A 12718-nucleotide genomic window follows, 5' to 3' on the forward strand; every position below is an offset into this window, starting at 1 on the left:
GGAGCAAGAAATACGGATACAGGCCGCTACCTTAAGCACAAACTGCAGCAAGCTCAAGTGAAAACCGCTGTTGCGGCTTGTTTATCTAGGCAGCGGCTGGCAGGATCGCCGGCAACAAGAACAGACGAGGTTTATTGATGGCGGCTATCGCTAATGTGGCCCTGCTGGTAGCAGACTACGACGAGGCTATTGCCTTTTACACCGGCAAACTCGGTTTTGATTTACTGGAAGATACCGCTATGGGTGGCGGTAAACGCTGGGTGCAGGTTGCGCCAAGACATAACAGCGGCACGGCTTTGCTGTTGGCCAAAGCCGGCAATGAAAAACAGCAATCCGCTGTGGGCGATCAGGCCGGTGGCCGGGTATGGCTGTTTTTGCAAACCGATGATTTTTGGCGGGATTACAATGCGATGCAACAGGCCGGTGTGATATTTCACGAGGCACCACGCCAGGAAGCTTATGCTACTGTCGTGGTGTTTGAAGACTTATACGGCAATAAATGGGATTTACTGCAACGGCGCAGTTAATTAGGCCGGCGACTGTTTATTGGCCGGCTGACAGCATTAAAGCGCTGCGCTGATTTTCTCTGCCAGGGCTTTTATTTTTTCCATATCGCCCATCGCCGCACCATGGCCGGATAATTTACTCAAGTGCTCCGGGATCAGATGAAAATGCAAATGCGGTACAGTCTGCCCTGCTGCTGTGCCGTTTAACTGCATTAGCACTACCCCTTCAACGCCAAGCATAGATTTAAGCGCCGACATCACTTTTTGCACTGTGGTCATGGTGTGGGTAAGCTCATCCGCCGGAATATCCAGCAGGGTTTCAGCAGCAAATTTGGGGATCACCAGCGTATGGCCGTCGGCCTGCGGCATAATATCCATAAAGGCCAGGGTGTAGTCATCTTCATACACTTTAAAGCTGGGGATTTCGTCGCGCAGAATTTTGGCAAAAATATTGTTGTTATCGTAGCTCATGCAGTTCTCCTTTAGGCAGGCTTATGCGACCAAGTATGCCAGCATCTGATGACATAAAACCAGCTTTTGATATAACAGATGGACTGGTAAACGCGGGCTGGAACCCCGTTTTGGTCGCCACAGAGTGTCTGAGCCCTGCCGCAGCTGGCGACAAATTCGTCTGGAACGAATTTGAACAGCTTCAGCTGGCCTCTGGTGTCGAGCAGGATAGCCCGACATAGTTGCTGTGGCGAGCCAAGGCGGGTGTTGCAGCAAAGCGTTTTAACTGCACAAATACCGTGCATGAAAACGCAGATGCTGTTCAATAAAGCTGGCGATAAAGTAGTAGCTGTGGTCATAGCCCGGTTGCAGCCGGATGTCAGCTTGTGCAGCACTTTGCGCTGCTGAGGCGATTAAACTGTCGGTGCGCAACTGCTCAGGATAAAAACTGTCGGCCGTACCTTGATCAACCAATAGCGGCAGCGGATCTTGCGCTGCAGCTAACAATACAGATGCATCATATTGCTGCCACTGGCTTTTATCATCGCCCAAATAACCACTAAAAGCTTTAATACCCCAAGGGCAATTTACCGGGTTACAAATCGGTGAAAACGCCGACATACTGCTATAGCGCTGCGGGTTACGCAGGCCAATCACTAAAGCGCCATGGCCGCCCATAGAATGACCGCTGATAGCCCGTTTATCCGACACCGGCAGCTCAGCTTCCAACAGCTGCGGTAATTCACTGACGATATAGTCGTACATGCGGTAATGCTGAGCGAATGGCTCGCGCGTGGCGTTAACATAGAAGCCTGCGCCCAGGCCAAAGTCGTAAGCGCCATCTGCATCATCCGGCACGCCATCGCCGCGCGGGCTGGTATCCGGCATAATCAGCGCTATGCCCAACTCTGCAGCAATACGTTGCGCGCCGGCTTTGGCAGAAAAGTTTTCATCAGTACAGGTTAAGCCCGATAACCAATACAGCGCAGGCACAGCTTGTTTGTCTGCTTGCGGCGGTAAAAACACTGAGAACTGCATATCGCAGCTAAGCACAGTGGATGCATGAGTAAAACGAATTTGTTTGCCACCAAAGCAACGTTGTTCACTAACTTTGGTTAATGCTGAAGTTGTCATAGTTGGGTTCCTGCCACTGACGACCAAAGAGGATTAGAACCCCGTTCTGGTCGCCACAGAGTGTCTGAGCCCTGCCGTAGGCATTAGGGCGAGTTGCTGTGGCGAGCCAGGGCGGGTGTTGTAATCCGTCCTGACCCGGGAAGATACAAAATTAAAAATGAATCACCGTCCGAATCGACTTACCCTCATGCATCAAATCAAAAGCTTCATTGATCCGTTCCAGCGGCATGGTATGGGTAATAAAAGTATCCAGCTCAAACTCACCGTTTAAATAGCGCTCAACATAATCCGGCAACTCAGTGCGGCCTTTTACGCCACCAAAAGCAGTACCGCGCCAAACACGACCGGTAACCAGCTGAAACGGCCGGGTCGAAATTTCCTGGCCGGCACCGGCTACACCGATAATTACTGATTCACCCCAGCCTTTATGGCAGCATTCCAGCGCCGAGCGCATCACGTTGACATTACCGATACACTCAAACGAGAAGTCTACCCCGCCGTCGGTCATTTCAACGATAACGTCCTGAATTGGCTTATCAAATTTTTTCGGGTTAATAACGTCGGTAGCGCCAAGCTTGGTGGCAATATCAAACTTACTTTCGTTAATATCAATAGCGATAATACGGCTGGCTTTGGCCATTACCGCACCAATAATGGCAGACAAACCAATACCACCCAAGCCAAATACCGCAACCGTATCGCCCTCTTTTACCTTGGCGGTATTCATTACCGCGCCCATACCGGTGGTAACGCCACAGCCGAGCAAGCACACTTTCTCCAGCGGCGCTGCTTTATTAATTTTGGCCAGCGAAATCTCCGGCAGCACGGTGTACTCCGAAAAGGTTGAGGTGCCCATATAGTGATAAATCGGCTTGCCGTCTTTGGAGAAACGCGTGGTGCCATCCGGCATTAAGCCTTTGCCCTGAGTAGCGCGAATAGCCTGGCACAGGTTGGTTTTACCGGATAAACAGAACTTACATTTACCGCATTCCGGGGTATACAGTGGAATAACATGATCGCCCACTGCAACCGAGGTTACACCCTCGCCTACAGCTTCAACAATACCGCCACCTTCATGGCCTAAAATAGCCGGGAAAATGCCTTCAGGATCTTCACCAGACAGCGTAAAAGCATCGGTGTGACACACGCCGGTGGCAATAATCTTTACCAACACTTCGCCTTTTTGTGGTGGCATTAAATCCACTTCTTCAATCGATAATGGCTGGCCCGGGCCCCAGGCAACCGCGGCGCGTGTTTTGATCATTTGCATCAATTTATCCTTTTTGTTGTTTGCACAGGCAAAAATCTGTTACCAGCAAGTGTAACCTGATTTTTATTTTTGCCATATCAGTATGAATAGCACTAAAATGCAAATCAGTTTTTCGTATATGCAAAATATGAGTGCCGGCAGCTTGCGTTACAACACCCGCCCTGGCTTGCCACAGCAACTCACTCACGCTGGCGCGCTCGCTCAGACACTCTGTGGCAACCAGAACGGGGTTCTAACCGCTGCCTTGAGTTGCAACATCACGCAAGCAGCCTTTTTACGCAGAAGAAGACTCTATTGAAACATTGGATTGGCATTAGTGAGTTTGTCGCGGTAGCAGAGCTGCAAAGCTTTACCAAAGCCGCAAAGCAATTAGGTATCTCGGTAGCTCAGGTTAGCCGCAATATTGCCGAACTTGAGGCCAGTTTGGCGATAAAACTGCTGTATCGCAGTACGCGCAGTGTCAGCTTAACCGAAGAAGGCCTACTGTATTTACAGCACTGCCGGCATTTGGTTGCCAGCCTGGAAGAAGCCAACCGCACTTTGGCTAACTTAAAAGCCACGCCACGCGGCCAAATTAAGCTTACCGCGCCGGTATTCTACGGCGAAACCCGCATTGCACCGCTGCTGCATGACTTTATGCAGCTATATCCCGACACCGAACTCGACTTGCAGCTAACCAATAACAAGCTGGATTTAGTCCAGGGCGGCTTTGATTTAGCCATCCGCTTAGGCACGCTGGAAAGCTCCAGCCTGATCGCCCGTAAACTGGCAAGCCGCACTCAGTATGTAGTAGCCTCCCCCGCTTATTTGGCAAAGCACGGCACGCCATTAAACCTGACAGATCTTACGCAGCATCAGTGTTTAACCGGCACCGTGGCGCAATGGCGTTTTATGCAACAGGGCAAAGTGGTCCAGTTTAAGCCACAGGGCCGTATTGTTTGCAACAGCGGCGTAGCCTTGTTGGATGCCGCACTAAAAGGTTTAGGCCTGGTACAGCTGCCGGATTACTATGTCGGCGATAAACTGCAAAGCGGTGAACTGGTAGCCGTGCTGAACAAGCTACGCCAGCCGGATGACGGCATTTGGGCCATTTATCCGCAAAACCGGCATTTGTCGGCTAAAGTGCGGGTACTGGTCGATTACCTTGCCGCTAAGCTTAATTAATCAGGTTTTCACAGCAAGGTGGCTTGGTACAAAATCTATGCTGTGATAGCGTTTTAACATTAACTATAACTTTGGACACACTATGAAATACCTGCTTTGTGCTTTTACCCTGCTGCTGGCCAGTGTTAGCTACGCCAATGACAGCTTTAAAGACGGTGAGCATTACCAAACATTAAATACTGCAGTATCTGATACGCCAGGCGTTGTAGAGTATTTTTCTTACTACTGCCCGTTTTGTTATAACTTTGAGCCGGTAGTAGCGGAGTTAAAGCAAGCTCTGCCCGAGGGTGTAACCTTGCAAAAAGTGCCGGTAGCCTTTCATGGCGGGCATTTAGCGCCGGACGTACAGCGCGCCCATGCAATGGCCGAGACATTAAAGGTGGCAGAGCACTTTTCAACTGCGCTGTTCGCGCAAATTCATCAGCAGCGCAAACCGCCGCAAAACCGCAATGGGTTAAAGCAATTATTTAACCAGCTGGGGGTTAACGCCGAACAATTTGACACCAACTTTAACAGCATGCCGGTAAACAGCCTGGTTGCGCAATACGACCAGACCATCCTTGATGCCGGTATCCGCTCAGTACCCAGCTTTATTGTTAACGATAAATACCTGGTCAAAATCAGCGCCGTATCATCCCAGCAGCAGTTTAATGCGCTGGTTAATTATTTACTGACCTTAGAGCAAGGAGCGGCAGCCGAATGACAACACTGAAAATTGATTTGGTTTCAGATATCGCCTGCCCCTGGTGTGCTATCGGTTACGCCAGGCTGCAGCAAGCACTTAGCACCCTACCGGAATTGAAAACAGAACTGGAGTGGCACGCGTTTGAGCTGAACCCGGATAAAAACGCGGCGCAAGAACCTATTTTGCCGGCGCTGAGCCGCAAATATGGCCGCAGCGAAGATGAAATGCGCGCAGCACAAGCCAATATGATGCAAATAGCTGCAGATTTAGGGCTTAATTTTACTAAGATGCAGCAGCGTTTCACCTGCAATACTTTTGACGGCCACCGCTTGGTGAAATGGGCCGCCACACAGAACAAAGCCAGCGCGATGAAGCTGGCGTTGTTTGACGCCTATTTTGGTGAGGCCAAAGATGTGTCCAATGCTGAAGTGTTAGCCAACTGCGCTGAACAGGCCGGGCTGGATAAAACCGAAGCTCAGCGTATTTTAGCCAGCGATGATTTCAGCGATATCGTCAGAGAAGATATTGCTAACTATCAGCAAGCCGGTATTTCATCGGTACCGGCCTTTATTATTAATAACCGCTACCTGATCTCAGGCGCACAGGAACCGGCCCAACTGGCTGCCAGCCTGCAGCAAATTGCCGACGAAATGGCTTAAACAGCTACTGAGCGTCAGCGCCGGGATTAAAGCGATAATGGCCGGTAATTTTATAGGCAAACAACATATCGGCCAGTACCGGCCCAGCGCCGATATTGTGCACTATCAACGGCCGTTGGTCGTCAGCTGAGCGTTTATCTGTCACTATACCGATATGCGGCAAATTGCCAGGTAGCAGCCAGGTAACCAGGTCGCCCGGCTGGTAATCACTACCCAAGCGGCTAATTGGCAAACGTTCGCCATGGCGGCTGAAAAAGGTTTGCAGGTTAGGTACGCGCCTATGATCGATATTGCTGTCAGGCTTGGTTAAACCCCAAATCCGTTTTGACGGATATAAGTCAAAATCAGCCTGCATATCCTCATGCACCAACTGCTGCAAATCAATGCCCAGCGCGCGGTAACTGCGGATCACCACGTCAGTACAGACACCGATATCCGCCGGTACATCACCACCGGGGTAAGCAATACGCAGATAGCGGCCATCGTAGCGCACCTGGTGCTGAGTGCGTTCCAGCGCCGCCGCCACCAGCCTATCGCTAAAGGTGTCTGCAATGCTATGTTGCGGCACTAACCACAGCACCAGCGCTAAGGTAGATGTTAACAAGCGGGGTAACAGGAAAACCGGCATAAATTGCTCCTTGCAACGCCATCAAACTCTGGCATAAGGCGCGCCAGCCGCGTTAAAGTTCCTTAGCGCTGCGCTAAAGATTCCAGCAACAAGGCTATACCCTGGCCGCCTCCGATGCACATTGTCACCAGGCCATAACGCCCGGCGACACGCTCCAGTTCCGCCAATAATTTAATAATTAATACCGAACCGGTTGCCCCCACCGGATGGCCCAGTGCGATAGCGCCGCCATTGGGGTTAACTTTAGCGTTGTCAAAGCCCAGCGTTTGGCTTACCGCCATCGCCTGCGCCGCAAAAGCCTCGTTCAACTCAATCACATCAATATCGGCTACAGTTAAACCGGTTTGCGCTAACACCTGCTGCACCGCCGGTATCGGCCCCAAGCCCATTACGCCGGGCTCCACGCCGGCAAAGGCATAACCCAGTATACGCGCTTTGGGCTTAAGACCGCGTTTTTCCGCCTCAAACCGGCTGGTTAACAGCATGGCCGCCGCGCCATCATTTAAACCCGAGGCATTACCGGCCGTGACGATTCCATCAGCCTTAAAAGCAGGTTTAAGTTTGGCTAAGCTTTCAACACTGGTATCAGCACGGATATGTTCATCACGGTCAAATACGTATTCTGTGCGACCGGCTTTTACCGTTACCGGCACAATTTGCTCAGCAAAATACCCCTGTTGTTGTGCCATAGCGGCACGCTGATGGCTTTGTGCAGCAAAGGCATCTAAATCAGCGCGACTAAAACCATATTGTGCAGCGATGGTTTCCGCCGTCAGGCCCATATGACCGCTGCCAAACGGGTCGGTCAAAATACCCAGGGTTAAATCCGTGATAGCAGCATGGCCCATTTTTAAACCGCGGCGCACATTGGGCAGTAAATAGGCACCGTTACTCATGCTCTCAGCGCCGCCGGCCAGGGCAAGTGTGCTTTGCCCCAGCTGAATTAACTGTGCGGCTGATATCACCGACTGCACAGCTGAGCCACATAAACGGTTAACATTAAAGGCGGCAGAACTGGCTGCCATACCGCTGCTGAGCGCTATATGCCTGGCTAAATAGGCGTCCTCTGCGCCGGTGGTAATAATATGGCCAAAAACCGCATGGTCGACATCTGTTGCTACCACACCGGAGCGGCTGATCGCTGCTTTTGCCACCGCAGTGCCCAGTTGTGCAGGGCTTAATGCTGCCAAACTACCACCAAAGCTGCCGATTGCCGTACGGGCGCCGGCTAAAATTACTATGTCCGTTAAGTTCATACCCAGTTTTCCACCCTCAACCCCGTCACGCGATAAAACTCCCGTGTATTGTTTGTCACCAGTATGGCGTCTTCAGCCAGTGCGTGGCTGGCTATCCATAAATCATTAGCCCCTATAGGTGTGCCAGCTGATTTTAAGCGATTAAATTGCTCAGCGTAATGAAGACAAAGTGAAGCAGAAGATTGATATAGAACCGGAATTTGCCTGATCAGTACTGCCAGCTTTCGCATAACCTCAGCAGTTCTATTACTGTTCTGTGCACCTTTAAGTAGCTCGGCATAGGTAAAAAATGACATTCTTAATTGTGTATCTGCCGGCAAAGTGTCGATGTGGGCAGCAACTGAAGGCGGATTATTTTTTAGCAAATAGATAAGAATATTGGTATCCAGCAAATAGATCACAACTCCTCCCTATCTTGCATCAAAGGCTGAGCACGATATTCTGCTTCTAGTTCTGCAACAAAGTCAGCATCGAACCCATCCAGTGCAGCCATTAAAGCCTCACCGCGTTTTGGTGGTAACGGGTGGATCACCAAATCACCCTGCTCATTACGGCTTATTTCAACAGTGTTAGTATCCAGGCGAAATTCCTGCGGGATCCTCACAGCCTGACTGTTACCATTCATAAACACACGACTTACCGCAGACATAGCCACCTCGATGTACACACAAATGTGTATGTATTTTGGTAGTGGACTGCAATCTTGTCAAGGTAGAGCAAGACAAACTATTCAAGTGACTTAGTTTGGATGTAGCGCTGGCCTTTTTGCTTTCGGCAGGCTTTTTACAATCAGCTGATACGAGTTTTCAATCTGGCGCTTTATTTCGTTCTCCGGCACGCTGCCATCCAGCAACACGGTGTTCCAGTGCTGTTTATTCATATGGTAACCGGGAGTAATCGCAGGAAATATATCACGCAGCATCAAAGCTTCAGCCGGGTCACACTTCAGGTTGACCCGGGCTACGCCATCTTTCTCGCTTAAAATAGCGAATATTTTGCCTACTTTATAAACATAGATATCCGGGCCAAACGGGAAATCCTCGATGCTTTGCAGTTGCATCAGGCAGTGATCACGGCATTGTTGAAAGTCGAACGCCATTAATATCTCCTCGTTCAGGTGTGTAAAAAAGAAGACCGGCTTGTACACACCAACACGCCGTGAATACATCCCTGTAGGCTCGATTCAGGCATCCATGCCTTCAACGGTTGGTTTAGCACAAGCCGGCCTTCTTTACGTTATCAGGTTTTCACCATCACGCTGTGTTATGGCTTAGTATACTTATCCAGCCACTGGAACACTTCGTTGTACCAGCGCACGCGGTTATCTTTATTTAAGATCCAGTGATTTTCATCCGGAAAAATGACTAAACGCGAATCGATACCCTTGCGCTGCAGGTTGGTAAAGGCGCCTAAACCCTGGGCATAAGGCACGCGATAGTCTTTTAAACCATGAATAACCAGCATCGGCGTTTGCCATTTGTCTGCCAGCGCTGCCGGGTTAAATTTCTGATAATCCGACTCAGCCTGCCAAACCGGGCCGCCTAAATCAAACTCCGGAAACCACAGCTCTTCAGTGCTGCCGTAAAATGACGGCATATCATACAAACCGGCATGGTTTACCAGGCATTTAAAACCGACTGGCCAGTTACCGGCAATCCAGTTCATCATATAACCACCGTACGATGCACCCAGCGCACAAGCGCGGTCGCCGTCAATCCATGGCTGGGCTTTAACGATATACTCAAAGCCCTTTTTTAAATCTTCCAGCGGCTTACCGCCCCAGTCGCGGCTGATAGAATCGGTAAAGGCCTGACCATAGCCGGTAGAACCATGAAAATCGACCATCACCACCGCATAGCCTTTAGCGGCATACATTTGCGCATTCCAGCGCTCGTTAAACATATTGCCGAAACTGCCCTGCGGGCCGCCATGTACTAAAAACGCCAGCGGGTATTTTTTCTTCGCATCAAAATCCCACGGCTTAACTAAGTAGCCATATACAGTCTCGTCGTTGGCGCCTTTAAAACTGAATTGCTCGTAGTCACCAAATTGCACCTCAGCGCGCCAGTCAGCGTTAATATCAGTCAGCTGCGTTAAGCTGCCACCGTCGGTGCTTAGCTGGAACACCTCCGGCGGCATATCCAGTTTATGGTTGGTAAAGACAATTTTATCTGCCGCCACATTTAGCGCACCTGCCGTGCCATCAGCATACACTTTACGCACATCACCAAAGCTGGTGTTAATAGCATAGATGGCGTACTGGCCGACATCCTGAGTAGTGACATACACAGTACGGTTATCCGGGCCGAATTTATAATCGCTGACTGAGCGATCAAATTCCGGCGCCAGCTCTTTACGCTGCCCGGTCACCATATCCAGTAACATCAGGCTGAACTTATCCGCTTCGGCCTGCGGTTTACTCATGGCTTTGTAGGCCATAAAACGGCCATCGGCTGAGAACGACGGCTGCGCATCCCAGGCAGGATTCGACGCGGTTAAATTTTGCTTCTCGCCACCGGCTACCGGCACCATAAAGATATCGTAATTAGTATGCCAGGCCTGATCGGCCGCCGGGATCTTGGCGCTAAACACCAAGCGCGCATTGTCCGGCGTAAAGGCAACCTGGCTGATACCGGCGATATCGGTATTCCACTCGCTCATCAGGTTAACGGCATCTTTTACCGCGCCCTTACCAAGCTCTGCAATATGCAAATGGTTGCGGTACGGCGTTAACCAATGGTCCCAGTGGCGCACCATGAGCTGATCATAGGCCATAGCCGTATCTTTTTTCGCCGCGTCCGCAGCTTTGGCATCCAGCGTACATTGCAGGTTCTGGCAGCCCGGTTTTACCGCCAGCGCCAGCGCAATTTGTTTGCCATCAGAGGAGACTTTAAAGCCCTCTACCGGCAGGGGCAGATCCGTGATTTGCAGCGCTTCACCGCCGTATAACGGCAATTGCCATACCTGTTCAGTACCGCTGCGGTTGGCAATAAAATAGATACTCTGGCCATCATTTGCCCACTGTAGCTGGCTTTCCCGGCCTGCGCTTTGAGTCAGGCGGGTTACTTTATTTAAGTTAGATAAATCCATCAAGTACAAGTCGCTGGCGCTATCAGCCGGGCTAAAACCGCCGTTAGTCTGACCATAAACTAAAAAACGGCCATCATTAGATAACACCACATCGTGCAGCTTATTAAACTGGTTTAAATGCTCTACCGTCAGTGGCGCTTTGGCCAGTGCACTGCCTGTTGCTAACAGTGCCAGAGTGAGTAAGGTCTTTTTCATGCGTATTCCCTGGATTTTTTTGTTATAGGCTGAAAAAATTAGGCTGCAGCAATGCTACAGCCCAAGTGGTAAAGCAATTATGCTTTGTCCATTTGCTGAATATTTACTTTCCAGATAGCCGGACCTTGTTGATGCACGTTATTGCCGTTGGAATCTACCGCTACCGTTACCGGCATATCCTGCACATCAAACTCGTAAATGGCTTCCATGCCCAAATCGGCAAAGGCCACCACACGGGATTTTTTAATCGCTTTAGATACCAGATACGCCGCACCGCCCACTGCCATTAAGTACACCGCTTTGTGCTGCTTAATACTGGCCACGGTTTTATCGCCACGCTCTGACTTACCAATCATGCCAAGCAGACCGGTTTGCGACAGCATCATATCGGTAAATTTGTCCATCCGCGTGGCAGTAGTCGGGCCGGCCGGGCCTACTACTTCATCACCCACCGCATCTACCGGGCCAACATAGTAAATAAAGCGGTTTTTAAAATCGACGCCATCGGGCAGCGCTTCGCCACGATTTAGCATATCAGCAATGCGTTTATGCGCCGCATCACGGCCGGTGAGCATTTTGCCGCTTAGCAGCACGGTTTCACCGGCTTTCCACTCTAATACGTCTTGTGGCGTCACGGTATCCAGGTTTACCCGGCGCACATTGGCGCCCAGCTCCCAGGTTACCTGCGGCCAGTCTTCCAGTTTCGGCGGCTGAATATCGGCCGGGCCTGTGCCATCTAAATGAAAATGCACATGGCGCGTAGCGGCACAGTTAGGGATCATCACTACCGGCAAACTGGCGGCATGGGTTGGCACGCTGTTAATTTTTACATCTACTACCGTTGTTAAGCCGCCAAGGCCCTGGGCACCAATACCCAGTTTATTCACTTTTTCGTACAGCTCTAAGCGCAGTTTTTCATCGGCGGTTTCGGCGCCTTTGGCAATTAAGTCCTGGATATCTACCGGTTCCATCAGTGCTTCCTTGGCCAGTACGGCTGCTTTTTCGGCCGTGCCACCAATACCTATGCCCAGCATGCCAGGCGGACACCAGCCGGCGCCCATTTTCGGCAGCGTTTCCAGTACCCAATCCACAATGGAATCAGATGGGTTTAACATCGCCATCTTGGTTTTATTTTCCGAGCCACCGCCTTTGGCGGCAATCATCACTTCAACATGATGGCCGGCAACTAAGTCAATGTGCACTACTGATGGCGTATTGTCTTTGGTGTTTTTGCGGCTGCCTGCCGGGTCGGCCACGATAGAGGCACGCAGCGGGTTATCGGGGTTTAAATAAGCACGACGGGTACCTTCATCCACCATCTGCTGCACCGTCATATCGGTTTTGTCCCACTTTACGTCCATACCAATTTTAACAAAGCAGGTGACGATACCGGTGTCCTGACAAATTGGCCGGTGGCCTTCGGCCGACATACGCGAGTTAATTAAAATTTGCGCTATGGCATCTTTCGCCGCCTGGTTTTGCTCTTTATGGTAGGCCACTTCCAGTGCTTTAATAAAATCCAGCGGGTGATAATAAGAGATGTACTGCAGCGCATCTTCGATGCTGTCGATAAAGTCTTGTTGGCGAATAACCGTCATGTTTTACCTGTCCTCTGGCGCCTCTGGCAGCGCCATGTTTAACTATTTTAGCGGGTGCTGGTATGATAGCGCGCATCAGAAAC

Annotated in this window: 14 protein-coding genes; 4 read left to right on the plus strand and 10 right to left on the minus strand. The window is 50.6% G+C overall.

The genetic code is table 11. The features are described 5' to 3' along the window. Positions 1-134 precede the first annotated feature (134 nt). Positions 135-527 (plus strand): VOC family protein, encoded by a 393-nt coding sequence (locus Q8O77_RS01785; protein WP_371133430.1) that lies wholly within the window; start codon positions 135-137, stop codon positions 525-527. Positions 528-563: 36 nt separating this feature from the next. Here Q8O77_RS01785 and Q8O77_RS01790 read toward each other — a convergent pair whose 3' ends face one another. From Q8O77_RS01790 to Q8O77_RS01800, 3 genes are all read right to left on the minus strand, one after another. After that, a complete protein-coding gene (locus Q8O77_RS01790) occupies positions 564-977 on the minus strand; it encodes an HIT family protein (RefSeq protein ID WP_305551065.1) in 414 nt (137 codons plus the stop codon). Positions 978-1238: 261 nt separating this feature from the next. After that, positions 1239-2090: an S-formylglutathione hydrolase gene (fghA, locus tag Q8O77_RS01795; protein ID WP_305551067.1), complete on the minus strand. Its 852-nt coding sequence runs from the start codon at positions 2088-2090 to the stop codon at positions 1239-1241. 151 nt (positions 2091-2241) lie between these two features. Continuing rightward, entirely contained in the window at positions 2242-3354 is a 1113-nt protein-coding gene (locus tag Q8O77_RS01800) for an S-(hydroxymethyl)glutathione dehydrogenase/class III alcohol dehydrogenase (RefSeq protein WP_305551692.1), read from the minus strand. Between the two features lie 300 nt (positions 3355-3654). On the opposite strand from Q8O77_RS01800, the gene Q8O77_RS01805 reads away from it, so the two are divergent. The 3 genes from Q8O77_RS01805 (at position 3655) to Q8O77_RS01815 (ending at position 5868) form a co-directional block, all read left to right on the plus strand. Further along, positions 3655-4524 carry a LysR family transcriptional regulator gene (locus Q8O77_RS01805; protein ID WP_305551069.1) on the plus strand — a complete coding sequence of 290 codons (870 nt, stop codon included), beginning with the start codon at positions 3655-3657 and terminating at the stop codon, positions 4522-4524. 82 nt (positions 4525-4606) lie between these two features. Continuing rightward, complete coding sequence (locus tag Q8O77_RS01810; protein ID WP_305551071.1) at positions 4607-5227, plus strand: thiol:disulfide interchange protein DsbA/DsbL; 621 nt, start codon at positions 4607-4609, stop codon at positions 5225-5227. Further along, a complete protein-coding gene (locus tag Q8O77_RS01815; RefSeq protein WP_305551073.1) occupies positions 5224-5868 on the plus strand; it encodes a DsbA family oxidoreductase in 645 nt (214 codons plus the stop codon). The genes Q8O77_RS01810 and Q8O77_RS01815 overlap by 4 nt, the downstream gene beginning before the upstream one ends. A 4-nt stretch (positions 5869-5872) precedes the next feature. Here the strand turns inward: Q8O77_RS01815 and Q8O77_RS01820 are convergent, their stop codons facing one another. The 7 genes from Q8O77_RS01820 to Q8O77_RS01850 form a co-directional block, all read right to left on the minus strand. Then, complete coding sequence (locus Q8O77_RS01820) at positions 5873-6496, minus strand: DUF1287 domain-containing protein (RefSeq protein WP_305551075.1); 624 nt, start codon at positions 6494-6496, stop codon at positions 5873-5875. Positions 6497-6558: 62 nt separating this feature from the next. Then, complete coding sequence (bktB, locus tag Q8O77_RS01825; protein WP_305551077.1) at positions 6559-7752, minus strand: beta-ketothiolase BktB; 1194 nt, start codon at positions 7750-7752, stop codon at positions 6559-6561. Next, positions 7749-8153 carry a type II toxin-antitoxin system VapC family toxin gene (locus tag Q8O77_RS01830; protein ID WP_305551079.1) on the minus strand — a complete coding sequence of 135 codons (405 nt, stop codon included), beginning with the start codon at positions 8151-8153 and terminating at the stop codon, positions 7749-7751. The genes bktB and Q8O77_RS01830 overlap by 4 nt, the downstream gene beginning before the upstream one ends. After that, the gene (locus tag Q8O77_RS01835) at positions 8150-8401 is read right to left on the minus strand and encodes an antitoxin (RefSeq protein WP_068235604.1); all 252 of its coding nucleotides are present in this window, start codon (positions 8399-8401) and stop codon (positions 8150-8152) included. The genes Q8O77_RS01830 and Q8O77_RS01835 overlap by 4 nt, the downstream gene beginning before the upstream one ends. A 90-nt stretch (positions 8402-8491) precedes the next feature. Beyond that, a complete protein-coding gene (locus Q8O77_RS01840) occupies positions 8492-8851 on the minus strand; it encodes an MmcQ/YjbR family DNA-binding protein (RefSeq protein ID WP_305551084.1) in 360 nt (119 codons plus the stop codon). 164 nt (positions 8852-9015) lie between these two features. After that, complete coding sequence (locus Q8O77_RS01845) at positions 9016-11037, minus strand: S9 family peptidase (RefSeq protein WP_305551085.1); 2022 nt, start codon at positions 11035-11037, stop codon at positions 9016-9018. Positions 11038-11114: 77 nt separating this feature from the next. Continuing rightward, positions 11115-12635 carry a fumarate hydratase gene (locus Q8O77_RS01850; RefSeq protein WP_305551086.1) on the minus strand — a complete coding sequence of 507 codons (1521 nt, stop codon included), beginning with the start codon at positions 12633-12635 and terminating at the stop codon, positions 11115-11117. Positions 12636-12718: the final 83 nt, after the last annotated feature.

Origin of the sequence: Rheinheimera sp. (assembly GCF_030690345.1) — a bacterium.
In the GTDB taxonomy this organism is placed as follows: domain Bacteria; phylum Pseudomonadota; class Gammaproteobacteria; order Enterobacterales; family Alteromonadaceae; genus Alishewanella.

Bases quoted from the DNA above. Each gene is read 5' to 3' on its own strand.
- Q8O77_RS01850 (WP_305551086.1), bottom strand. From the start codon at position 12,635: ATGACGGTTATTCGCCAACAAGACTTTATCGACAGCATCGAAGATGCG.
- Q8O77_RS01800 (WP_305551692.1), bottom strand. From the start codon at position 3,354: ATGATCAAAACACGCGCCGCGGTTGCCTGGGGCCCGGGCCAGCCATTA.
- fghA (WP_305551067.1), bottom strand. From the start codon at position 2,090: ATGACAACTTCAGCATTAACCAAAGTTAGTGAACAACGTTGCTTTGGT.
- Q8O77_RS01845 (WP_305551085.1), bottom strand. From the start codon at position 11,037: ATGAAAAAGACCTTACTCACTCTGGCACTGTTAGCAACAGGCAGTGCA.
- bktB (WP_305551077.1), bottom strand. From the start codon at position 7,752: ATGAACTTAACGGACATAGTAATTTTAGCCGGCGCCCGTACGGCAATC.
- Q8O77_RS01790 (WP_305551065.1), bottom strand. From the start codon at position 977: ATGAGCTACGATAACAACAATATTTTTGCCAAAATTCTGCGCGACGAA.
- Q8O77_RS01840 (WP_305551084.1), bottom strand. From the start codon at position 8,851: ATGGCGTTCGACTTTCAACAATGCCGTGATCACTGCCTGATGCAACTG.
- Q8O77_RS01820 (WP_305551075.1), bottom strand. From the start codon at position 6,496: ATGCCGGTTTTCCTGTTACCCCGCTTGTTAACATCTACCTTAGCGCTG.
- Q8O77_RS01835 (WP_068235604.1), bottom strand. From the start codon at position 8,401: ATGTCTGCGGTAAGTCGTGTGTTTATGAATGGTAACAGTCAGGCTGTG.
- Q8O77_RS01810 (WP_305551071.1), top strand. From the start codon at position 4,607: ATGAAATACCTGCTTTGTGCTTTTACCCTGCTGCTGGCCAGTGTTAGC.
- Q8O77_RS01815 (WP_305551073.1), top strand. From the start codon at position 5,224: ATGACAACACTGAAAATTGATTTGGTTTCAGATATCGCCTGCCCCTGG.